16 protein-coding genes are annotated in these 22686 nt (G+C 72.1%); 6 read left to right on the forward strand and 10 right to left on the reverse strand.

Annotated features, from left to right (window positions below; translation table 11 throughout):
• Positions 1-13 precede the first annotated feature (13 nt).
• From ACPYN4_RS08415 to ACPYN4_RS08425, 3 genes are read right to left on the reverse strand one after another with little or no spacing between them, the layout of a single operon-like run.
• Positions 14-985 (reverse strand): 1,4-dihydroxy-2-naphthoate polyprenyltransferase, encoded by a 972-nt coding sequence (locus ACPYN4_RS08415; protein ID WP_239280078.1) that lies wholly within the window; start codon positions 983-985, stop codon positions 14-16.
• A 13-nt stretch (positions 986-998) separates the two neighbouring features.
• On the reverse strand, positions 999-2150 hold the full coding sequence (locus tag ACPYN4_RS08420) for an AMP-binding protein (protein WP_424446104.1): 1152 nt from the start codon (positions 2148-2150) through the stop codon (positions 999-1001).
• The gene (locus ACPYN4_RS08425; RefSeq protein ID WP_281651840.1) at positions 2150-3061 is read right to left on the reverse strand and encodes a 1,4-dihydroxy-2-naphthoyl-CoA synthase; all 912 of its coding nucleotides are present in this window, start codon (positions 3059-3061) and stop codon (positions 2150-2152) included. Before ACPYN4_RS08425 ends, ACPYN4_RS08420 begins: the two co-directional genes overlap by 1 nt.
• A 75-nt stretch (positions 3062-3136) precedes the next feature.
• On the opposite strand from ACPYN4_RS08425, the gene ACPYN4_RS08430 reads away from it, so the two are divergent.
• From ACPYN4_RS08430 to ACPYN4_RS08440, 3 genes are read left to right on the forward strand one after another with little or no spacing between them, the layout of a single operon-like run.
• A complete protein-coding gene (locus tag ACPYN4_RS08430; protein WP_315551070.1) occupies positions 3137-3688 on the forward strand; it encodes a hypothetical protein in 552 nt (183 codons plus the stop codon).
• A 40-nt stretch (positions 3689-3728) separates the two neighbouring features.
• The gene (locus ACPYN4_RS08435) at positions 3729-6593 is read left to right on the forward strand and encodes an ATP-binding cassette domain-containing protein (protein WP_424446105.1); all 2865 of its coding nucleotides are present in this window, start codon (positions 3729-3731) and stop codon (positions 6591-6593) included.
• Between the two features lie 19 nt (positions 6594-6612).
• Entirely contained in the window at positions 6613-7062 is a 450-nt protein-coding gene (locus ACPYN4_RS08440) for a glucose-6-phosphate dehydrogenase (RefSeq protein WP_315551076.1), read from the forward strand.
• A gap of 218 nt (positions 7063-7280) precedes the next feature.
• On the opposite strand, the gene metH is transcribed toward ACPYN4_RS08440, so the two are convergent.
• The 3 genes from metH to ACPYN4_RS08455 are packed head-to-tail and all read right to left on the reverse strand — an operon-like array spanning position 7281 to position 12296.
• On the reverse strand, positions 7281-10982 hold the full coding sequence (metH, locus tag ACPYN4_RS08445; protein WP_424446106.1) for a methionine synthase: 3702 nt from the start codon (positions 10980-10982) through the stop codon (positions 7281-7283).
• Positions 10979-11950: a permease prefix domain 1-containing protein gene (locus tag ACPYN4_RS08450; RefSeq protein WP_424446107.1), complete on the reverse strand. Its 972-nt coding sequence runs from the start codon at positions 11948-11950 to the stop codon at positions 10979-10981. Before ACPYN4_RS08450 ends, metH begins: the two co-directional genes overlap by 4 nt.
• 1 nt (position 11951) lies before the next feature.
• On the reverse strand, positions 11952-12296 hold the full coding sequence (locus tag ACPYN4_RS08455) for a PadR family transcriptional regulator (protein WP_076689541.1): 345 nt from the start codon (positions 12294-12296) through the stop codon (positions 11952-11954).
• Positions 12297-12370: 74 nt separating this feature from the next.
• Between ACPYN4_RS08455 and ACPYN4_RS08460 the strand changes: the two genes are divergently transcribed.
• Positions 12371-13357: an o-succinylbenzoate synthase gene (locus ACPYN4_RS08460; RefSeq protein WP_424446186.1), complete on the forward strand. Its 987-nt coding sequence runs from the start codon at positions 12371-12373 to the stop codon at positions 13355-13357.
• Here the strand turns inward: ACPYN4_RS08460 and ACPYN4_RS08465 are convergent, their stop codons facing one another.
• Positions 13358-14002 carry a TetR/AcrR family transcriptional regulator gene (locus ACPYN4_RS08465; protein WP_424446109.1) on the reverse strand — a complete coding sequence of 215 codons (645 nt, stop codon included), beginning with the start codon at positions 14000-14002 and terminating at the stop codon, positions 13358-13360. It abuts the gene before it with no gap.
• 132 nt (positions 14003-14134) lie between these two features.
• Here ACPYN4_RS08465 and ACPYN4_RS08470 point away from each other — a divergent pair, with 132 nt between their 5' ends.
• Together ACPYN4_RS08470 and ACPYN4_RS08475 are read left to right on the forward strand one after the other, a co-directional pair.
• Positions 14135-16948, forward strand: a complete 2814-nt coding sequence (locus tag ACPYN4_RS08470; RefSeq protein WP_424446110.1) for an MMPL family transporter — start codon at positions 14135-14137, stop codon at positions 16946-16948.
• Positions 16945-19047, forward strand: coding sequence for a YhgE/Pip family protein (locus ACPYN4_RS08475; protein WP_424446111.1), 2103 nt, complete (start codon positions 16945-16947; stop codon positions 19045-19047). Before ACPYN4_RS08470 ends, ACPYN4_RS08475 begins: the two co-directional genes overlap by 4 nt.
• A gap of 17 nt (positions 19048-19064) precedes the next feature.
• Here the strand turns inward: ACPYN4_RS08475 and ccsB are convergent, their stop codons facing one another.
• From ccsB to ACPYN4_RS08490, 3 genes are read right to left on the reverse strand one after another with little or no spacing between them, the layout of a single operon-like run.
• A complete protein-coding gene (ccsB, locus tag ACPYN4_RS08480) occupies positions 19065-20168 on the reverse strand; it encodes a c-type cytochrome biogenesis protein CcsB (RefSeq protein ID WP_424446112.1) in 1104 nt (367 codons plus the stop codon).
• A 5-nt stretch (positions 20169-20173) separates the two neighbouring features.
• A complete protein-coding gene (gene resB / locus ACPYN4_RS08485; RefSeq protein WP_424446113.1) occupies positions 20174-21946 on the reverse strand; it encodes a cytochrome c biogenesis protein ResB in 1773 nt (590 codons plus the stop codon).
• Positions 21927-22676, reverse strand: coding sequence for a cytochrome c biogenesis CcdA family protein (locus tag ACPYN4_RS08490; RefSeq protein WP_076689529.1), 750 nt, complete (start codon positions 22674-22676; stop codon positions 21927-21929). Before ACPYN4_RS08490 ends, resB begins: the two co-directional genes overlap by 20 nt.
• Positions 22677-22686: the final 10 nt, after the last annotated feature.

The raw sequence follows: 22686 nt of genomic DNA on the forward strand, positions 1-22686 counted from the left end.
GGTCTGAGCCGGTTCAGCCGACGAACGCCCAGAACAGGAACCCGGCGAGCGCGAGCGAGGTCAGCGACGTCAGCCCGAGCGCGACCACGAGCTCGCGCGGCGCGCGGTAGGTCCACACGATGAGGATCGCGCACGCCGCGGGGATGAGGGCGAGCAGCGCCATCCACGCGAGCGGGTAGAACAGCGCCAGCACGGCGACGATCCCGAACGGCGCCAGCACGAACAGGGTGAACAGCACCTGGGTGGCGCGCTTTCCGATCCGGACGGTGAGCGTCCGCTTGCCGGCCAGGCGATCCTGGTCGATGTCGCGCAGGTTGTTCGCCAGCAGCACGGCGCAGGCCAGCAGCCCCGCGGCGACGCCGGCCAGCCACGCCTCGTCGGGGACGACGCCGGACTGCACGAACGCCGTGCCGAGCGTCGCGACGAGCCCGAAGAAGACGAAGACGAAGACCTCCCCGAGACCCGCGTAGCCGTACGGGCGCTTGCCGCCGGTGTAGAACCAGGCCGCGACGAGGCACGCGGCGCCGACCAGCAGCATCCACCAGTGCCCCGTGCGCACCACGATCGCCAGACCCGCCGCCGCGGCGATGCCGAAGAACACCAGCGCGACGATGAGCACGGTGCGCGGCTTCACCTTGCGGCTCGCGGTCAGGCGCGCGGGGCCGACGCGGTGGTCGTCGGTGCCGCGGATGCCGTCGCTGTAGTCGTTCGCGAAGTTCACGCCGATCTGGATCGCGACGGCGACGATCAGACAGCACAGCGCGACGACCCAGTGGAACGCGTGGTCGACGACGAGCGCCGCGCCGGTGCCGAGCACGACGGGCGAGACCGCGAGAGGCAGCGTGCGCAGCCGCGCGGCGCCGATCCAGTCCCCGAGGGTGGGCGGGGTCACGTGCGCGGGATCGCGCGAGACGTGCGCCTTCTGCGGGTTGCCGTGGGGGCGCTTGGTGACGGGAGACTTCTTCTTGCGGGTGCGGGCTGCCACGACCGGAATCCTCTCACGTGTCGCGCGACGTGTCCGATTCGGCACCGGCGAGCGCGCGGAGAGCGGCCCGGTCGGGCTTGCCGCTGGGAAGGAGGGGGATCTCCGGCACGTGCAGGATGCCGCGGGGCCGCGCGGGCGTGCCGGCCTCCGCCGCCACGGCGTCGCGGATCACGGGGAGGAGGGCGTCCCCGGCATCCGTCGCCACGACCACCACCGAAGCCTGGCCCCACCGGTCGTCCGGCACCGGCACGACGACGGCGGACTCCAGACCCGGGAGGGCGCGGACGATGCGCTCGACGCGGTCGAGGGAGACGTTGACGCCGCCCGAGACGATGACGTTGTCGATGCGGCCGCTGATGCGCAGCGCACCGTCGACGACGGCGCCGGTGTCGCCGGTGCGATACCAGCGGGTGCCGCCCGCGTCTCGGACGAACGCGGCAGCGGTGCGCTCCGGCTCACCGAGGTAGCCGTCGGCGAGCGTGGGGCCGGACAGCTGCACCTCCCCGTCGACGGTGCGGATGCCGACGCCGCGCAGCGGCACCCCGTCGTAGACGCAGCCGCCGGCTGTCTCGCTCGACCCGTAGGTGCGGACGATCCGCGCGCCCGCGGCGGCGGCGCGCTCCGCGAGTGCGGGCGGCAGCGCCTGACCGCCGACGAGGATCGCCGCGAAGCGCGCGAGGGCGCGCGCCGTCGCGGGGTCGGGATCGTCGAGCAGCGTCTGCAGCTGCGCCGGCACGAGCGAGGTGTAGATCGGCAGGCGGCGGCCGCCGTCGCTCGAGGCCATCGCCGAGGCCGCCGCGGTGAAGGCGTGCGCGGAGAACGATCCGGAGAGGATGGCGGGCTCATGTCCTGCGACCAGTGAGCGCACGAGCACCTGCACCCCGGCGATGTACCCGGCGGGCAGGGCGAGCAGCCAGGCGCCCTCGCCGATGCGCTCCGCGGTGGCCAGGGCGCTGGAGATGAGGGCGGACCGGCTGAGCGCGACGGACTTCGGAAACCCCGTCGAGCCCGACGTCGTGACGACGACCCCCGTACCCGCGGGCACCTCGGCCGGCACGTCCGCGCGCCCGCCGAGGGCGATCGCCGGCCCCGCGCCCAGGACCGCGGCGCGGAGACCCCGCAACACCGCGCGAGCGTCGGCCCCGTCGACGGGCTCGAGCCGCATCAGAAGTGGTAGGGGTAGGGCGACCAGTCCGGGTCGCGCTTCTGCAGGAACGCGTCGCGACCCTCGACGGCCTCGTCGGTGCCGTACGCCAGCCGCGTCGCCTCCCCGGCGAACACCTGCTGGCCGACCATCCCATCGTCGACCGCGTTGAAGGCGAACTTCAGCATCCGGATCGCCGTCGGCGACTTGCCGAGGATCGTCCTCGCCACAGCCACCGCCTCGCGCTCGAGCTCGGCGTGCGGCACGACCCGGTTCACCGCGCCCATCTCGTACGCGCGCTGTGCGGAGTACTCCTCCGCGAGGAAGAACACCTCGCGGGCGACCTTCTGCCCGACCTGGCGAGCCATGTACGCGGAGCCGTAACCGGCGTCGAAGCTGCCCACGTCGGCATCCGTCTGCTTGAAACGGCCGTGCTCGGCGGAGGCGATCGACAGGTCGCAGACGATGTGCAGCGAGTGCCCGCCGCCCGCCGCCCAGCCCGGGATGACGGCGATGACAACCTTCGGCATGAAGCGGATGAGCCGTTGCACCTCGAGGATGTGCAGACGCCCGGCGCGGGCGCTGTCGGGGGCGGTGGCGTCGTCGGCGGCGTACGTGTACCCGTCGCGCCCGCGGATGCGCTGGTCGCCGCCGGAGCAGAACGCCCAGCCGCCGTCCTTCGGGCTCGGACCGTTGCCGGTCAGGAGCACCACCCCGATCTTCGGGTCCTGCCGCGCGATGTCGAGGGCGCGGTAGAGCTCGTCGACGGTGTGCGGGCGGAAGGCGTTGCGCACCTCGGGCCGGTCGAATGCGATGCGGGCGATGCGCCCGTCGAGCGACACATGGGCCGTGATGTCGGTGTAGGCATTCGCACCGGGAGCGAGCGTCCACACGGACGGGTCGAACAACTCGGAGACGGTCTCGGGCGCGATGTCGGTCACGCCCCCAGCCTACGCGCGGGCGTCACACGGCTCCGGGCGGGAGGTGCCGCGCCCTACGCTGGACCGGTGACGTCGACTCCCCGCATTCTGACCCTACTCGCCGCCGGCGCCCTCGCGCTCGGGCTCGCCGCCTGCACCACGACGATCGCCGACCCGCCCGCCACGGGCCCGACCGGCGGCGCGAACGCGGCCCTCGTCACCAGTGGCGCCTGCACCGGTGACGACGGCGTGACGATCATCGTCGACGCGTCAGCCCTCGATGACGCCGAGCCGCAGGCGCAGTGTTACTTGACCGATGAGTCCGTGCCGGCCGCCGATGCCTTGACCGTCGCGCAGGTCGACGTCGAAGGCACCGACCAGTATGGGGATCAGGTCGTGTGCCGGGTGAACGGGCTGCCGTCGGCATCCAAGCCCGTCGGGTCGACCGAGGACCCGACCTACGTCGAGGAGTGCAAGACCATGCCCGCCGGCTTCGCCTACTGGTCGCTGTGGCTGAAGCCCGCGGGTGGGACCTGGGATTACGCGCAGGAGGGGCTGTCGACGCTGCAGGTCGAGCCGGGCGACAGCATCGAGCTGCTGTTCACCCTCGACGGCGCGCCGGCCGCACCCGCCGCCTGAGCAGGCGCCGGGGTGAGGTTCTGGGGGTGAGATTCCGGGCGTGAGATTCCGGACCGGACCCCTGCGCGCGGCCGCCGTGCTCGCGGCCGCCTTCATCGCGGTGCGCGTGCTGTACCGGGTGCTGTTCCACGGTGCCGACGGGACGGGGCCGGTGGTGCTGCCGCTGCCGGCGTGGCGACTGCCGCCGCCGTTCGCGCACGTCGTGATGTTCGGACCCGCGACGGTGGACGGACTGTGGGACGCCGTGATCAGCGCGCTGCCGATCGCGCTGACGATCCTCGCGTTCGGCGCGCTCAGTGCGCTGCTGGACATGCCGCGGCTCATCGCGCGCGGCGCACGGCGGGGACCGGTGCAGGGGCTCGCGCGTGCGGTCGCGATCGCGTGGGCGACGCTGCCGTCCCTGGCCGACGCGGTCCGTGCGGTGCGGTTCGCGCAGCGGCTGCGCGGTGAGCGGGGCGGCGTGCGGCTGCTCGCACCGGTGCTCGAGCACACCCTGGAACGGGCGACCGCGGTCGCGGCGGCGCTCGAGCTGCGCGGCTATGCCGGACGGGGCCTCGCGGGCGAGTGCCGGCATCCGGTCGCCCTGCGGGAGGCGACGATGGGGTTCGGGGCGACAGCCGCGACTGCGGTGGTGGCGGTGCCGCACCTCCACCTCAGCCCCGGGACCCTCACCCTGCTGACCGGCGCCACGGGGTCGGGGAAGACGACCCTGCTGCGCGCGCTCAGCGGACTGCACGCGCACGTCGACGGCGGGTGGACCGCCGGGTCGCTGCGCGTCGCGGGACACGAGCGCGGCGACGTGCCCCCGCGCGACCTGGCGCGATGCGTGGGCGTCGTGCTGCAGCATCCGCGTGCCGCGTTCGCGACCGGCCGCGTCGCGGACGAGATCGGCCTCGCGCTCGAACTCCGCGGCGTCGCGCGGGTGCTGATCGACGCGCGCGTGCGCGAGGTCGCCGACCGCGTCGGGATCACTCCGCTGCTCGAACGCGAGCTGCGGGGATTGTCGGCCGGCGAGGCGACCCTCGTCGCGATCGCGGCGGCGATCGCCGAGCAGCCGATCCTGCTGCTCGTGGATGAGCCGCTCGCCGACCTCGACGATGACGCGCGGGCGCGCATCGTCGCGCTGCTCGGCGCGCTCGCCCACCAGGCCGGCATCTGCGTCGTGGCCGCCGAGCATCGCGCCGACGAGTTCTCCGGCGTGGCCGACCGGTGGCTGACGGTGGCGGGCGGCGCTGTTGTCGAGACGGCGGCGGCGTCGCCAACTCCTTCGATCCGTTCGGCATTCGCCCAGATCGGGCCGGACGGGCACCGACGCAGCCCGGGCCGAAGGAGTTCGCCACAAGGCGCCCGGCCCCCCGCCCTCACCGTGACCGACCTCACGGTGCGCCACGGCGATCGGGTCGTGGTCGCTGGCGCCTCTCTCACCCTGCACCCGGGTGGGATCGTCGCGCTGCGGGGGCCTAACGGCGCGGGCAAGTCGAGTCTGCTGGTCGCGCTGGCGACCGACGCCGGAGGCGTCGCGCTCGTCCCCGACGACAGCGACGCGCTGTTCACGCGCGACAGCGTGCAGGCCGAGTGCCGCCGCGTGGACCGGCGTCACAAGCTCGCTCCCGGCACGACGGCGGCGCGCTTCGGCGCCCTGCTGAGCCTCGACGCCGCCGATCCCGCGCTCACGCGGCGGCTGCGCGCGCATCCGCGCGACCTGTCCGCCGGCGAGCGCCGCTGTCTCGCGATCGTCGTGCAGACCGCGGGCGCGCCGCGCGCACTGCTGCTCGATGAGCCGACGCGGGGTCTCGACCCGGACGCCTCGCGCCTCGTCGCGGACGCCATCGTGGCGCAGGCCGCCGGTGGCACCGCGGTGCTCTTCGCGACCCACGACGCCGCGTTCGCCGCCCTGGGCGACCGCACCCTGCGGATGCATGCCGGCGTGCTCGACCCCGCGGCTGCGCCTGCCCCCGCGCCTGCCCCCATAGCTTCGGAGATCTGCAGTTCTGCGGACCAATCCGCGGCGATCGTTCCGAAGAAGCGCCGATCTCCGCAGGAGGACGAGCCCGAGTCTGAACGCGAGCGCCATCCCGAGCTCGCGCCGAATCCTGCGCCGCGCGCGAGGGGTGTCCGCGGCTGGCGCACGCCGGCGCTCGTCGCGGCGAACCTCGCGGCGGCGGCCGCCTTCCTCTGGCCGCTGGTCGCCAGCGCCGTCCCGGCGCAGGCGCAGGCCGCGGTTCCGTACATCGCTCTGGCGCTCGCGCCCCTCGCGGTCGTGCTCGTGCTCGCTGCCCTCGATGCGAGCGTGCGCTCGGCGCACACTCTCGCGTTGCTCGCCGTCCTCGCGGCGATCGGTGCCGCCATCCGCATCGCGAGCACGGGGGTGGGGGGCGTCGAGGCGCTGTTCGTGCTGCTGATCCTGGCGGGGCGCGCGTTCGGACCTCGGTTCGGGCTGCTGTTGGGCGCGACATCCCTCGCCCTGTCGGCGCTGATGTGGGGCGGGGTCGGGCCGTGGCTGCCGTTCCAGATGTTCGCCTGCGGCTGGGTGGGCGCGGGGGCGGGCCTGCTCCCCCGGCGCGTCCGCGGCATCCCCGAGATCGTCATGCTCGCCGCCTACGGCATCGTCGCGTCGTACGCGTTCGGCCTCATCATGAACATGTGGTTCTGGCCGTTCGCGGTCGGCGCGGACACCGGCATCTCGTACGTGCCCGGCGGCTCTCTCGGCGAGAACCTGGGCAACTTCCTCGTGTACTCGCTGCTGACCTCCACGCTCAGCTGGGACACCCTCCGCGCCATCACGACGGTCGTCGGTCTCGCGCTCGTCGGGCGAGCGCTGCTGCGGTCGCTGCGCCGCGCGAAGCCCGTGGCGGCCCCGACCCCGTCACCCGCACCGCGGGCTGTGGCCGTCCCACATCACTGACGATCCCGATCGTGGGACAATGGAGTACGGCGACGTCCCACCCGAACGGATGCCGCCGGGAAGGCATACCGTGCAGATCAGGAATTCCTCGGACTGGCGCGACGCCCTCCCCTTCGAGCTGCCGATCCCCGCCGCGGAGGCCGTGCCCGGAGAGCCCACCCGGTGCGCCGGCTGCGGCCCCGACAGCGAACCCTGGCCGCGTGAGGCGCTCTGGGTCGTGAAGCACCGGCATCCGAACAACCCGGCGGGATTCGTGCGCTACTACTGCGCCGACCACAAGCCGACACCCAAGCTCGCGCCGCCCGTCTCGGCGCCCGAGCGCGCGCGCCGCGCCCGCGCTGCCGCACCAGCCCCACGGAAGGCCGCCGCCCCGTCGATCCCGGAGCGCGCAGCGGTCCTCTGCCCCGACTGCTTCGTCGAGGTCCCCGCAACGGGAGTCTGCGGGATGTGCGGGCAGCAGGTCGCCTGACCCGTCGCGCTGTCCCGGTACTCTGCCCGGATGACCGCACCGCGCCGGCTCAATGCCGCCGTGTGGTTCGCGATCGGCGCCGCGGGCGCCATCGTGGGCCTCCTCCCCTGGCTCGTGACCGGCGCCCGCCTGCCGCTGCAGAACCTCGGCGCGGGATCCGCCGGCGACATGGGTGGTGATGGGCGTCCGCAGCCCGAGAGCAGCGCGGCAGGGCCCGCTCAGACCGAGAAGTACTTCGCCTCGGGGTGGTGGAAGACGAACGCGTCCGTCGACTGCTCCGGGTGCAGCTGCAGCTCATCGCTGAGCTCGACACCCATTCGCTCGGGACGCAGCAGCTCGACGACCTTGCGGCGATCCTCCATGTCGGGGCACGCGGGGTAGCCGAGCGAGAACCGCGCCCCGCGGTACTCGAGCTTGAACAGACCGGCCGTGTCGGAGGGGTCCTCACCGGCGAAGCCGAGCTCGGACCGGATGCGGGCGTGCCAGAACTCGGCGAGCGCCTCGGTCAGCTGCATCACGAGCCCGTTGAGCTCGTAGTAGTCGCGGTAGCGGTTCTCGGCGAAGAGCGTCGCCGTCACGGCGTCGATCGCCGCGCCCGCGGTGACGAGCTGCACGGGCATCACGTCGACCTGGCCGGAATCCCGCGAGCGCACGAAATCGGCGAGATTCAGGTGCCGGTCGCGGCGCTGCCGCGGGAAGTGGAAGCGCAGGCGGTCGGCGCCGATCGCGCCGCCTGACCCCCCGTCCGGCGCGAGCAGCCCGGGCACGCCGAGCACACCGGTCGGGTCGTCGCCGTGATGGAGCACGACGATGTCGTCGCCCTCCGAGACCACCGGGAAGTACCCATACGCCACCGAAGCGTCCAGCATCCCCTCGGCGAGGATGCGGTCGAGCCAGTACCGCAGCCGCGGCCGGCCCTCCGTCTCGACGAGTTGCTCGTAACTCAGCCCGTCCTCGCCGCGGCCGGGCTTCAGCCCCCACTGCCCCATGAAGGTCGCGCGCTCATCGAGGAACGCGGCGTAGTCGGCGAGCGCGATCCCGCGGACGATCCTCGTCCCCCAGAACGGCGGCGCCGGAACGGGATTGTCGGATGCCACGTCGCTGCGCGCCGGCATCGCCTCGGGCTCTGTGAGCGTCAGGCGAGAGCCCGCCGCGTGGATGCGCTTCTTCAGCGGCGGCAGGCCCACGGCATTCCGCGCCTCGCCGCGCGCGATGCGGACGAGCGGCTCCATCAGGGCGAGACCCTCGAAGGCATCCTTCGCGTACCGTACCTCGCCGTCGAAGAGCTCCGCGAGGTCCTGCTCGACGTACGCGCGCGTCAGCGCCGCCCCGCCGAGGATCACGGGCCACCGGCCCGCCAGACCCCGTGCCTGCAGCTCCTGCAGGTTCTCCTTCATGACGACCGTCGACTTCACGAGCAGGCCACTCATGCCGATGACGTCGGCGCCATGCTCCTCGGCGGCCGCGATGATGTCGGCGATCGGCTGCTTGATGCCCAGGTTGATCACGGTGTAGCCGTTGTTCGTCAGGATGATGTCGACGAGGTTCTTGCCGATGTCGTGCACGTCGCCGCGGACCGTCGCGAGCACGATCGTGCCCTTGCCGGCCTCGTCGGTGCGCTCCATATGCGGCTCGAGGAGGGCGACGGCGGTCTTCATGACCTCGGCGGACTGCAGCACGAACGGCAGCTGCATCTGCCCCGACCCGAACCGCTCGCCGACGACCTTCATACCTTCGAGCAGGTGGTCGTTGATGATGGCGAGCGGGCTCGTGCCCCCGGCCCGCGCCAGGTCGAGGTCGGCCTCCAGACCCTTCAGCTCGCCGTCGATGATGCGGCGCTCGAGGCGCTCGCCCACCGGCAGTGCGGCCAGCTCGGCGGCGCGCTGATCCCGCAGCGCCGCCGTGTCGACGCCCGCGAACAGGTCGAGCATCGTCGCGAGCGGGTCGTAGGTGAGGTTGCCCTCGGCATCCCATTCGCGCCGGTCCCACACGAGGTCGAGCGCGACCTTCCGCTGGGCCTCGTCGAGGGATGCCAGGGGCACGATCTTCGCGGCGTCGATGATGCCGCTCGTGAGCCCCGCCTGCGTCGCCTCGTGCAGGAACACCGAGTTCAGCACCGACCGCGCCGCGGGGTTGAGCCCGAACGACACGTTCGACACGCCGAGGGTCGTGTTGATGCCGGGGTACTTCGCCGTCAGCTCCCGGATCGCCTCGATCGTCTCGATGCCGTCGCGCCGGGTCTCTTCCTGTCCCGTCGCGATCGGGAACGTGAGGCAGTCGACGATGATGTCCTCGACGCGCAGGCCCCAGTCGCCGACGAGCTCGTCGACGAGCCGCGACGCGATCCGCACCTTGTCGGCGGTCGTACGCGCCTGACCCTGCTCGTCGATCGTCAGGGCGATGACGGCGGTGCCGTGCTCCTTGACGAGCGGCATGATGCGACCGAAGCGGGATGCCGGGCCGTCGCCGTCCTCGTAGTTGACGGAGTTCACGACGGGCCGGCCGCCGATGAGCTCGAGGCCCGCCTGGATCACCGCGGGCTCGGTCGAGTCGATCACGAGCGGGAGCGTGGATGCCGAGGCGAAGCGGGAGACGACCTCGCGGATGTCGGCGACGCCGTCGCGACCCACGTAGTCGACGCACACGTCGAGCAGGTGCGCCCCGACGCGGATCTGGTTCCGCGCGATCTCGACGCAGTCGTCCCAGCGCCCCTCGAGCATCGCCTCGCGGAACGCCTTGGAGCCGTTCGCGTTCGTCCGCTCGCCGATCGCGAGGTAGCTCGCGTCCTGACGGAACGGGACGTGCTGGTAGAGGGATGCCACGCCGGGCTCATCGGTCGCCCCGCGAGCGAAGCGAGACGAAACGTCGTGAGCCGACCCGGAGTCGTCACCACGTTTCGTCTCGTCGCTGCGCTCCTCGCTCAACGACCGGTAGGCACCCAGCCGCTCGACCACGGCGGCGAGGTGCTCGGGGGTCGTACCGCAGCAGCCGCCGATGAGGCCCAGCCCGAACTCGCGGACGAACTGCTCGTGCGCGGTGGCGAGCTCGGCGGGCGTCAGCGGGTAGTGCGCACCGTCGGCGCCCAGCACCGGCAGGCCCGCGTTGGGCATGCACGCGATCGTGACGCTCGAGTGCTTCGACAGGTGCCGCAGGTGCTCGCTCATCTCGGCGGGGCCGGTCGCGCAGTTGAGTCCGATGGCATCCACGCCGAGGGGCTCGAGCGCCGTCAGCGCCGCGCCGATCTCCGAGCCCATGAGCATCGTGCCGGTCGTCTCGACGGTGACCTCGACGAAGATCGGCAGGCGGATGCCGCGGGCCACGATCGCCTGCTTGCAGCCGTTGATCGCGGCCTTCGTCTGCAGCAGGTCCTGGCTGGTCTCGACGAGGAAAGCGTCCGCTCCCCCGTCGATGAGGCCCTCGGCCTGCAGCGCGAACGTCTCCTTGAGGTGCGCGTACGTTGTGTGACCGAGCGAGGGGAGTTTGGTGCCCGGCCCCATCGAGCCGAGCACCCAGCGCATCCGGCCGTCTGCGGCTTCTGCCGCTTCGGCGCGCTCCCGCGCAATCCGGGCCCCCGACTCGGCGAGCTCGTGGATGCGGTCGTCGATGCCGTAGTCCGACAGGTTCGACCAGTTCGCCCCAAACGTGTTGGTCTCGACGGCATCCACCCCGACCGCGAAGTAGGCGTCGTGGATCGCCGCGACGACGTCGGGGCGCGTGACGTTGAGGATCTCGTTGCAGCCCTCGAGCCCGGCGAAGTCGGTCTCGATCTGCAGGTCGTGCCGCTGCAGCATCGTACCCATGGCCCCGTCGGCGATGACGACGCGGGATGCCAGGGCATCCAGCAGCGCCTGCGCCCGCTCGGTCCGCGGCACGCCGTCGATGTCGAGCGCGAAGCGGGGCGAGGTCACGGGCGCGGTCACCGGGTGATTCTCCCACGGGCGGCCCGGCGGGCCTTGAGGAACGCGTCGACGATGTCCCATACCGCAATCCCCGCGATCGCGAACCCGGTGAGGACCGAGATGATCCCGAACACCTTGTCGCCTTCGCCGTTCGGGATGACGAGGGTCCAGAACTCCGGGTTGAGCAGTCGCCCCTGCGACAGCAGCCACACCGCCGGCACCGCGATGACGATGTTCAGCACCGTGTTGAACGCGGCGAGCGCGAAGGTCCAGCGCCCCCGAAGGAACACGATGATCTGCAGCACGGCGTCGACGCCCATCGCGACGAGCAGCCCGCCCACCCACCAGGGCCACAGGGACGGCGACAGCAGCGACATCCACTGGCCGTTGAGGTACACCGCCCCGACGAGCTGGTCCCACAGCAGCGCGGCCGCCGCGATCGCGAGGAACACGACGCTCGCGATCATGTCGCTGAACCGCGCCCCGGTGTAGGGCGTGTCCGCGGGAAGGCGGTCGACAGTCCACGGCGCGAGGGGCGTGCGCGCCTCGTCGGAGCGTTCGACGAGAGCGAAGACGAGCGTCGTCCAGAAGGCGAGGTGCACCCCGACGGAGATAGCGCCGCCGATGGTGCCGCCGATGATCGCTCCGAAGGGCGCGCCCGACAGGGTCTGGCCGAGGGCGAGGCCGAACGCCGCGAGCGGCACGACGATCCACAGCAGCAGCACGAGCAGGCGCTTCCACTCCAGGAAGTAGCGCGGGCCGATGAGCGAGAGCGGGCGGTCGGCGTAGCCGGCGGCGAGCCGGTCCGGGTCGCCGAGCTCGGTGAGGACGGCGCGCTCGGCGGCATCCGCCGGTTCGCCGGCCTCGATCCTCGCGTCGAGCTGGTCGGCGATCGACGCGCGCAGCTCGTCGGCGACGTCGGCGCGCTGCTGCTCGGGGATGCTGCGGGTGACCGCGAGGACGTAGCGGTCGGTCAGGGTGGCGGTCATGTCAGTTCTCCTCGGACGGAACGGGAAGGGCGGCGATCGCGGCGGCGAGCGCGTCGAAATCGGTGGTGAGCGCCTCTGCCAGGCGGTGGCCGGCGGGCGACGTGCGGTAGAACTTGCGGGGCCGCGCCTCGTCGGTGTTCCACTCGCTGGTGAGGTGTCCCTGCTTCTCCAGTCGGCGCAGCAGGGGGTAGAGCGTGTTGGCATCGGTGTCGAATCCGCGCTGCTGCAGGTCCTCCAGCAGCCCGTACCCATAACCCGGCTCGGCGAGCAGCCGCAGGCAGGCCAATACGACGGTTCCGCGCCGCAGCTCCTGCAGGTGGGTCTCCCGCGCCTCATTCTCGGTCATGCTTCACACGATACTGTGCGTCACACACTATCGTCAAGGACACACCCACCATTCCGCCGGTGACAGCGGGCAGGATGGATGCCGTGAGCTTCCCCGCGCTGTCCGACCTGCGCGCCACGGCGCGTGTCGTCTCCCTCCCGCTCGTCACGCGCTTCCGCGGCATCGACGCCCGCGAGGCGCTTCTGCTGGAGGGACCGCAGGGCTGGACGGAGTTCTCCCCCTTCGTCGAGTACGACGACGCCGAGGCCGCGGCGTGGCTGACCGCCGCGATCGACTTCGGGTGGCATCCACAGCCCGCGCCGGTGCGGGACGCCGTCGCCGTCAACGCCACCGTGCCTGCGGTGGCGCCGGCATCCGTCCCCGCAGTCCTCGCCCGTTTCGACGGCTGCCGCACCGCGAAGGTCAAGGTCGCCGAGCGCGGCCAGACCCTCGCCGACGACGTCGCCCGCGTGCGCGCGGTCCGCGCCGCGATGGGGCCGGAGGGCCGCATCCGCCTGGACGCGAACGGCGGCTGGAACGTCGACGAGGCCGAGCACGCGGTGCACGCCCTCGCCGAGTTCGACCTGGAGTACCTCGAGCAGCCGTGCGCGAGCGTGCCGGAGCTCGCCGACCTGCGCGAGCGGATCGCGGATTGGGACATCCCGATCGCCGCGGATGAGAGCGTCCGCAAGGCATCCGACCCGCTGGCCGTCGCGCGCGCCGGCGCGGCCGATCTCATCGTCGTGAAGGCGCAGCCCCTCGGCGGCGTGCGACGCGCGCTCGAGATCGTCGCGGACGCGGGACTTCCGGCGGTCGTCTCCAGCGCGCTCGACACGAGCGTCGGGATCGCAATGGGCGTCGCCCTGGCCGCCGCGCTGCCGGACCTCGACTACGACTGTGGCCTCGGCACGGCGTCGCTCCTCGCCGCCGACGTCACGACGACACCGCTGCGCCCTGAGAACGGCGCGCTGCCGGTGCGCCGCGTCGAGCCGGATGCCACCCTGCTCGAGGCCCACGCGGCCTCACCCGAGCGCCGCGACTGGTGGCTCGCCCGCCTCGAGCGGTGTTACGCGCTGCTGTGATCAGGGCGCGTCGACCAGCACGCCGACGAGGCGCTCGATCCGCTCGTTCAGCAGCGCGGTGACCTCGCCCACGGGACGGCCCTCGAGGGTCGCGCGGGTGCAGGTGTCGTCCGAGACGTCGAGCAGCAGCTGCGCCGCCTCCTCGATCGGCAGCCGCAGCCGCAGCCCATAGGTGTCCACGACGTGCCGAATGATCTCCTCCACACGGGAGCGCATGACCTCCTGCCACGCGAGGTAGGCCGCGGCCAGGCGCGGATCGCGCAGCGCCTGCGTGCGGATCTCGCTGACCAGCTGCGGCTCCAGCCGCTCGCCGAGCGACACGCCCACGACCTGGCGCACGAGCGCCGACGGATCGGCGAGCGTGCCGGGCTCGAGCCCGCGCACGCGCCCGGCGACCTCCTCGAGCTTGGCGTCGGCGAGCTGTGTGATGAGGGCGAGGAACAGCTCGTCCTTCGACTCGAAGTTGGAGTAGAACGCCCCGCGCGTGAAGCCTGCGCGTTCACAGATCATCTCGACGGATGCCGCGTCCATCCCGACCTCGGCGAACACCTCGTGCGCGGCGTCGAGCAGGCGCGCGCGCGTCCGCGCCCGGCGTTCGCTGGCCGGAGGGGAACCGCCCGCGGGACGGGTCGACACATCGGTCACGACACCCCTCCCTTCCCGGTCAGTTTCACACCCACTCCCCAGGCTTGCGAGGAGCACGACTCCTAGGATACATCTATGTATCGGATACAGCGCTGTATCGAACACTCCCCGTCCTTCTGAACCGGAGCGCCTGTGTCCACTCTCCTGTACTCGCTCGGCCGATGGTCATACCGTCACTCGTGGCGCGTGCTCGTGTCGTGGCTGCTGCTGCTCGCGCTGGCCGGCGGGGGCGCCGCGCTCTTCATGAAGGGCACCGACAACTCCTTCTCCATCCCCGGCACCGAGGCGCAGGAGGGCATCGCGCTGCTCGACCGCACGTTCCCCCAGGCGAGCGGTACGAGCGCACAGCTGGTCGTCGTAGCTCCCGAGGGCGAGAGGGTGGATGCCGAGCCGGTCGCCTCGGTCATCGGCGACGCCGTGAGCGAACTCGGCGGACTCGAAGGCGTCATCGCCGTCACGAACCCCTTCGACGAGATGGTCTCGGGCATGGTCTCCGACGACGACCGCGCCGCCATCATCCGGCTCCAGTTCGACGGTCAGGCCACCGACGTCCCCGCCGACACCAAGACGGCCCTCGAGGGCATCGCGGCCGACGTCCGCGAAGCCATGCCCGCCGGATCGCAGGTCGCGATCGGCGGCGACCTGTTCTCCACGTCCGTGCCCGCACTGTCGATCACCGAAGCCGTCGGCATCCTCATCGCGCTGTTCGTGCTCATCGTGACGTTCCGCTCGATCGCCGTCGCGTGGTTCCCGCTGGCCACTGCCCTCATCGGCGTGGGTCTCGCGATCGCGCTCATCTACGTCTCCACCGCGTTCGCGTCGATCTCCTCCACGACGCCCATGCTCGCGATCATGCTGGGCCTGGCCGTCGGCATCGACTACGCCCTGTTCATCGTAGCCCGACATCAGGACCAGGTGCGTGCCGGGGTCGAACCAGAGGAGTCGGCCGCGCGCGCGACCGGAACGGCGGGGTCGGCGGTCGTGTTCGCGGGCATCACCGTGCTCATCGCGCTCATCGGTCTGGGTTTCGCCGGCATCCCCTTCCTCACCACGATGGGCATCGCGGCCGCCGTCGCCGTCGCCATCGCCGTCCTGGTCGCCGTGACGCTCACCCCCGCGCTGCTGGGCTTCGCGAAGGGGCGCGTCGCCGGCTGGCCGCGTCGTGCGCGACGCACCTCGGCGCGTCCGGCCCGCACCCGCCGCCCACGCCGCGGTTTCGCGGAGCGCTGGGTGACGGGCGTGACCCGGCATCCCGTCGTCACGACGCTGGCCGTCGTCGTGGGACTCGGGGTCGTCGCGATCCCCGCCGCGAGCCTGCATCTGGCCCTCCCCAACGCCGGAGTGCAGCCGCCCTCCAGCGAGGCGCGGCAGGCGTACGATCTCACCGCCGAGCACTTCGGACCCGGCGCCAACGGCCCGCTCATCGTCACCGGGACGATCGTCACCTCGACCGATCCTCTCGGCCTCATGGCCGACCTCAAGGACGAGATCGAGCAGATCCCCGGCGTGAAGGAGGTCGCCCTCGCCACTCCGAACGAGACCGCCGACACCGGGCTCATCCAGGTCGTGCCCGAGACCGCGCCGGACGACCCGGCGACCGCCGAGCTCGTCCGCGAGATCCGTGCGCACCACGACGAGTGGCAGGAGAAGTACGGCGTCGACCTCAAGGTCACCGGCTTCACCGCCGTCGGCATCGACATCTCCGATCGCCTGGGTGCCGCGCTGCTCCCCTTCGGCGTCTTCGTGGTCGGGCTGTCGCTGATCCTCCTGATGATCGTCTTCCGCTCGATCTGGGTGCCGATCAAGGCGGCCGTCGGCTACCTGCTGTCGATCCTCGCCTCCTTCGGCGTCGTGGCGGCCGTGTTCGAGTGGGGCTGGTTCGCCGACCTGCTGCACGTCACCCGCACCGGCCCCGTCATCAGCTTCATGCCGATCATCCTCATGGGCGTGCTGTTCGGGCTGGCGATGGACTACGAGGTGTTCCTGGTGTCGCGCATGCGCGAGGACTACGTCCACACCCGCCGTGCCCGCGGCGGCCGCGCAGACCGCCACACCGCGGTCGGTGCGGTGCGCAGCGGGTTCACGGCCTCGGCGCGGGTCGTCACCGCCGCCGCCGTCATCATGTTCGCCGTCTTCGCGGCCTTCGTCCCCGAAGGCGACAGCTCGATCAAGCCGATCGCGCTGGGGCTCGCCGTCGGCATCGCCGTGGACGCATTCCTCGTGCGCATGACGCTCGTGCCCGCCGTCATGGCTCTTCTCGGCGAGAAGGCGTGGTGGATGCCGCGGTGGCTCGACCGGATGCTGCCGCACTTCGACATCGAGGGCGAGGCCGTCGAGCGCGAACTGGCCCTCGCCGCATGGCCCGAGCCCGGATACGCCGGCCCGCTCGCCGCCGACGGCCTCGCCGTCACGGCCGACGGCGGCCGCGGCGTCGGCGACGTGGAGCTGTTCCGCGGCGCGTCGGTGCGCCTCGGCCACGGCGACACGCTGCTCGTCACGGCCGCCGACCCGCGGGCGGGGCGCGCGTTCGTGCTCACCGTCGCCGGCCGCATCGCCCCCAGTTCGGGCCGGTTGCGCGTCGCCGGACACCTCCTGCCGGGCCGCGCGGCCTGGGTGCGCGCGCACGTCGGCGTCGCCCTGCTCGACGGCGCCGCCGATCCGCTGCGGGAACTGCGCCGGGCGCTCGCCGGCGGCACGACGCTCGTCGCGATCGACGGGCTCGACACCCTCGCCGGCGCCGACCGCGACCAGGCGGCCGCGCTGTTGCGCGATGCTGCCGACGCCGCATCCGCCCGCGACGACCGCCCCACCCTCACGATCGTCGCGTCGGCACGGCGCGAGGGCGCTGCCCTCGAGCTGCTGAGCGACGCCCACCGCCCGAGCGTTGCTGCGCTCTCCCTCACGACCGGCGCCGCCGGAACCCAGACGCAGGTGATCTCCGCATGACTCTTCCCCTCGAACGCGCCCGCTCCCGCAAGCCGGTGACCTGGCTGACCCTGATCGGTGTGCTGCTGCTGCCCGTCGTGATCGGCGGCATCCTCATCGCGGCGCTGTACAACCCCGTCGAACGCCTCGACGGCATGACCGCCGCGATCGTCAACGACGATGAGCCGGTCACCGTGGGCGACCAGTACGTGCCGCTCGGGCGGCAGCTGACCGCCGGTCTCGTCGAGGGGTCGGACGACGTGGCGAGCAACCTCACCTGGACGATCTCGAACACGGCGGATGCCGCGGCCGGCCTCGCCGATGGCACGTACGACGCGGTCGTCACGATCCCGGCGAACTTCTCCGCCGCCGCGACCTCGACCGCCGGCGCCTCCGACGGCTCGGGCGGAACCCCCGAGAAGGCGACGATCGAGGTGTCGACCCCGCCCGACAGCCTCATCGTGGACGACGCCATCACCTCGCAGATCACGCAGGCCGCCGCCTCCCTCATGGGTCAGCAGCTGTCGAGCGTGTACCTGGAGAACGTCTTCCTCGGCTTCACGACGCTCGGCGACCAGCTCGGCACCGCCGCCGACGGCGCGCATCAGCTTGCTGACGGCGCGGCGACCGCCGGCACCGGCGCGACCTCGCTCGCCGACGGGGTGCGTCAGCTCGCCGACGGTGCCGGGCAGCTGTCGGGCGGACTGGGTCAGCTTTCGTCGGGAGCGTCGCAGTACGCCGCGGGTGTGCAGTCCTACGCCGCCGGGGCACACCGATCCGCCGACGGGTTGAACACGCTGTCGACGAACCTGAACCTCCTGGTCGAACCGAGCGCGCAGCTCGCTACGGGCCTGCAGGAGCTCGCGGCGCAGGCGCAGGGGATCAGCGTGTCGCAGGAGGTGATCGACGCCGCCAAGAACGTGTCTACCAACAGCGCGGCCCTGCAGGAGAGCGCCGAGGCGTCCGTGGCGCAGCTGCAGCGGCTCGCGGCGGACTGCGCGACGAACGGGTACCCGGCGGAGTTCTGCGCCGCCCTCACCGACGCGGCCCAGCGCGCCGAGGCCTCACTGCCGCAGGTGAAGGACCTGATCGGAAACTCCGGGAAGATCGCCGGGGGCCTGGAGCAGATCAACCAGCTCCCCGCCGCCACCGAGCAGCTCGCCGCCGGCGCGACGGGCATCTCGCAGGGCATCGCGGGGCTCGCCGGCGGACTGTCACAGGCCGCCGCGGGGTCGGCTTCGCTCGCGACGGGCGCCGATGGTCTCGCCGCCGGCGCGCAGCAGCTCGCCTCCGGCGCCGCGCAGTCGGCCTCGGGCGCATCGCAGCTGGCGACCGGGGCCTCGGGCGCGGCCGACGGCGCCGACCAGCTCGCGGGAGGGGTCGGTCAGCTGGCGAGCGGCACCGCCTCGCTTGCCGACGGGCTCAGCACCGCGGCATCCGCCCTGCCCTCGTACACCGACCAGCAGGCCACCGACCTGGCGTCGGTGGTGACGGATCCGGTGACGACCGACGGGACCGGGATCAACCTGTTCGGCGCGTCGGCGATCCCGCTGCTGGCGATGCTCGCGCTCTGGTTCGGTGGTCTCGCGTCGTTCATCGCGCTGCAGGCCGTGCCTCGCGATGCGCTCAGTTCGCGGCGCCCCTCGGTGCTGCTGGCGCTGCGCAACCTCGCGCCGGCGGCCGGAATCGGCGCCGCGCAGGGACTGCTCGTCGCCGTCGTGGTGCAGCTCGCCGCCGGATACGACGCGTCGGCATGGTGGAGCTTCGCCGGACTCGCTGTCGTCGCGGGCATCGCGTTCGCCGCCGTCAACCAGGCGCTCGTGGCGGTGTTCGGCGGCGCCGGGCGCTGGGTCGCGGCGCTGGTGGGCGTGCTCGCGGTGGCGACGGGAATCGTCTCCACCGTGCCGGGCGTGCTGACTGCGATCGCGACGCTCATGCCGACAACCCCCGCCTACACGGCGATGCTCGCGGCGCTGACCCCGGCATCCGGGATCGGAGCGGGCCTCGTCGGGATGCTGGTGTGGGCGGCCCTCGGCTTCATCGCAACCGTCGTCGTGGTGGCGCGCCGCCGCTCCGCCGGCGCGAAGGTGCTGCTCGCGGCATCCCCCGCCCTGGCCTGATCGCGCGAGCGCCGGGATCAGTTCAGGCCGCTGTAGACGTGCAGACCCTTGAAGAACATGTTGACGATCGTGAAGTTGAACATGACCGCGGCGAAGCCGACGATCGAAAGCCACGCCGAACGGGTGCCGCGCCAGCCGCGCGTCGCGCGCGCGTGGATGTATCCGGCGTAGAGCACCCAGATGACGAAGGTCCACACTTCCTTGGTGTCGAAGCCCCAGTAGCGACCCCACGCGTCGTTGGCCCAGATCGAGCCGGCGATGAGGGTGAAGGTCCAGAAGATGAACCCGATGATGGTGAACCGGTAGGCCAGCGACTCCAGCACGTCCGCCGACGGCAGCGTCCGCAGGAAGCGCAGGCCGCGACGCGTCGGAGCGGATGCCGACCCTGACCCCTCGGCGGCCGCCTTCGCGTCGATCGCCGCGATCGCGAGTCGTTCGCGGCGCGCCTGCATGAGCTGCAGCACCGAGAGGGCGAACGCGAGCGCGAACAGCGCCGTCGACAGCGACGCGACGAACACGTGGATGACGAGCCACACGCTCTTCAGCGGGTCGGACAGCGGCACCACTGCGGTGTAGAACCAGATGACCGTCCCGCCGAGCAGCACGACCACGAGACCCGTGATGAACGTGCCGAGGAAGCGCAGGTCGTACTTGAACAGCACGCCGAGGTAGACCGCGACGATGAGCATCGTGCCGGTGAGGGCGAACTCGTACATGTTCGACCACGGCACCCGCTCGGCGGCGATGCCGCGCAGGACGTCGCCGCCGACGTGGAAGAGGAATCCGAGCACGGTCAGCGACGTCCCGATCCGCGCCCACAGGTAGCGCGGTCGCGCGCTCAGCGGCGCCTCGAGCTCGGCCTTGGCGGCGGCTTCCTGCGCGCGCAGCTCATCGATCGAGCCGGGATCCGCCACTGCCGCGCCGGATGATGCGCCGGCGGCAGCCGTCGCTCCGACGAGGACACGCTGCCCGACCGCACCCCGGGCATCCTTCTGCTTGATCGCGAGGTCGGACCGGCGCCCGAGATCGATCGCGTACGCGACGAATGCGAGCGCGTAGATGGCGACCGCCGTCCAGACCAGCAGCCGGGAGAGTTCGTCGAGCGAGAGTCCGTCGGGCATGGTCCTCAGTCTACGCGGGCGCCTTCGGCGCGGTCGGGGGCGGATGCCGGGCCGTCGCCGCTCTCGGCGCCACGCGCCGCCCCGATGCCCTCGGCATCCAGCGCCGCCGTGTGCTCACGCACGAGGTCGGCGACGGCGACGGCGATCGCGGGATCCTCACCGCGGGCGAGGCCGGCGTACTCCAGCCGGAGGGTGCCGTCGGCGGACGTCGCCTTGACCCACATGCGGCGACGCGGCACGAACAGGGCAGCGAGCAGGCCGGCCAGGGCGATGATCGCGAAGGCGAGCACCCACGGGGCGCCGACGTCGCGGTGGATCGACAGCGACACGTAGCGCTTCACCGGCTCCGACGCGCCCGTGGTGCGCTCGTCCTCGAACGTGATCGTGCCGAGGCCGCCCGGCAGATCGACCGTCTCGCCGGGCTCGAGCTCGAGGGCGGGGGTGCCGCTGTCGGCACCGGCGAGCTGGGTCATGTCGGTGGGGTCGAGCGTGAACACCGAGCGCGGCGTGCCGTCGTCGATGCCGAGATCGCCGGCGTACACCCACAGCGTGAGCACCGGGTTCGCGAGGGACGGATAGGCCGACGTCAGGATGCCGGAGTGCGCGTCGACCGCGGTCGGGTAGAAGTAGCCGACCATCCCGACCTGGTCACTTAGTCCGTCGGGCACCTTGATGACGCCCTGCGAGGTCATGTTGGCGTCCTGCGGCAGGAACTCGACCGTGTCGCGGAAGGCGATGTCGCCGTCGGGGTTTCGCACCGTGATCGTCGGTGCGTAGCCGTTGCCCATCAGGTAGACGCGGTCACCGGCCATGTCGATCGGGTGGTTGACGCGGACGGTCTGCTGCTTCGGATCCTGCCCGGGCTCGCGGGTCGTGAGGTTCGCCGCGAAGTCGCCCGCCTGCCCCTGTCCCGCCTCGCCGACCGGCACGTACGAGACGTCGAAGCTGTCGAGGGTCAGCGAGTACGGCGGCATCGCGTCGGTGTCGACGAACCGGCCCGGATTGAAGGAGGTGTAGCCGAGGCCGAGCGAGTTGACGAAGCTGTCGCCCTGCACGAGGACGGTCTGCCCCGTGTAGGTGAGACCTCCGCCGACACCGACCGACAGAAGCACGCCCACGAGCGCCGCGTGGAACACGAGGTTCCCCGTCTCGCGCGCGTAGCCGCGCTCGGCCGACACCGACGTCACCGCGCCACGGCGGCCGGATGCCGGGGTGTCGTAGCGCTCGACGCGGTAGCCCGCCTTGCGCAGCTGCGCCTGGGCGAGCTCGACGGCGCGGACGGCGGCAGCGTCGGCATCCGTCCCCTCCGGGAGCGTGCGGACCGTCTCGGCGTGGTCGTCCAGGCGCGACAGCCGCACCGGGGTGCGCGGCGGCCGCGCGCGCAGCGCCTTGTAATGGTGCTTCGTCCGCGGGATGACGCAGCCGATGAGCGAGATGAACAGCAGGATGTAGATCGCGGAGAACCACACCGACGAGTACACGTCGAACAGCTGCAGCTTGTCGTAGATCTCGTACAGGTCGGGGTTCTTCGACTGGAACTCGATGACGCCGTTGGGGTCGGCGGTGCGCTGCGGCACGATCGAGCCGGGGATCGCGGCGATCGCGAGCAGCAGCAGCAGCACGAGCGCCGTGCGCATGCTGGTCAGCTGTCGCCAGCCCCACCGCAGCCAGCCGACGACGCCGAGCTTCGGCTGGGCGATGTCGTCGGCGCGCTCCGGCGCGTCGGCGTGATCAGCGGGCCGGAGCGGCTCCGTCAGGTCAGAGCGGGAGTTGGACACTGCCGATCACCCCCGTCAGCTGCGACATGAGCGTGCTCCATACCCCGGTGACCATCAGGACGCCGAGCGCGACGAGCAGCACGCCGCCGATGATGTTCACGACGCGGATATGCCGTCGCAGGAATGCGACCGAGCGCGTCGCCCAGCCGAATCCGACGGCGAGCAGCACGAAGGGGAAGCCGAGGCCCAGCGAGTAGGCGACGGCGAGCAGCACGGCCCGCACCGGATCGGCCTGCGTCGCCGAGATGGAGAGGATCGCGGCGTACGTCGGGCCGATGCACGGCGCCCATCCGATGCCCATCGCGATGCCGAGGAGCGGCGCCCCCACGAGTCCCAGCCCGGTGCGCACCTGCGGCTTCATCGTGCGCTGGGCGAACCCGAACATCCCGAGGAAGACGAGGCCCATGACGATGACGACAACACCGAGCACCCGGGTGAGCAGATCGCCGTACTGGATGAAGAAGCGACCGAGGGTGCCCGCCAGCACCCCCATCGCCACGAACACGACGGTGAACCCGGCGATGAACAGCAGCACGCCCGCGAGCAGCCGGCCGCGGGCGCCCGTGGCGCGTGAACGCGACCCCGTCGGGACCGCACCGCCGAGGAAGCCGAGATAGCCCGGGACGAGCGGCAGCACGCACGGCGACAGGAAGGAGACGAGCCCGGCGAGCATCGCGATGGGGATAGCGAGCCACAGCGCGCCGTCGAAGACGACGGATCCGGGGTTCACGCGGGCACCG

Source organism: Microbacterium sp. CH-015 (assembly GCF_049707015.1).
Taxonomy (GTDB): Bacteria; Actinomycetota; Actinomycetes; order Actinomycetales; family Microbacteriaceae; genus Microbacterium; species Microbacterium aurum.

What these genes read in the sequence shown, in the direction of transcription:
- ACPYN4_RS08460 (WP_424446186.1), top strand. Translation starts at nt 12,371, where the DNA reads ATGGATGCCGTGAGCTTCCCCGCGCTGTCCGACCTGCGCGCCACGGCG.
- ACPYN4_RS08475 (WP_424446111.1), top strand. Translation starts at nt 16,945, where the DNA reads ATGACTCTTCCCCTCGAACGCGCCCGCTCCCGCAAGCCGGTGACCTGG.
- ACPYN4_RS08450 (WP_424446107.1), bottom strand. Translation starts at nt 11,950, where the DNA reads ATGACCGCCACCCTGACCGACCGCTACGTCCTCGCGGTCACCCGCAGC.
- ACPYN4_RS08455 (WP_076689541.1), bottom strand. Translation starts at nt 12,296, where the DNA reads ATGACCGAGAATGAGGCGCGGGAGACCCACCTGCAGGAGCTGCGGCGC.
- ccsB (WP_424446112.1), bottom strand. Translation starts at nt 20,168, where the DNA reads ATGCCCGACGGACTCTCGCTCGACGAACTCTCCCGGCTGCTGGTCTGG.
- ACPYN4_RS08420 (WP_424446104.1), bottom strand. Translation starts at nt 2,150, where the DNA reads ATGCGGCTCGAGCCCGTCGACGGGGCCGACGCTCGCGCGGTGTTGCGG.
- ACPYN4_RS08440 (WP_315551076.1), top strand. Translation starts at nt 6,613, where the DNA reads ATGGAGTACGGCGACGTCCCACCCGAACGGATGCCGCCGGGAAGGCAT.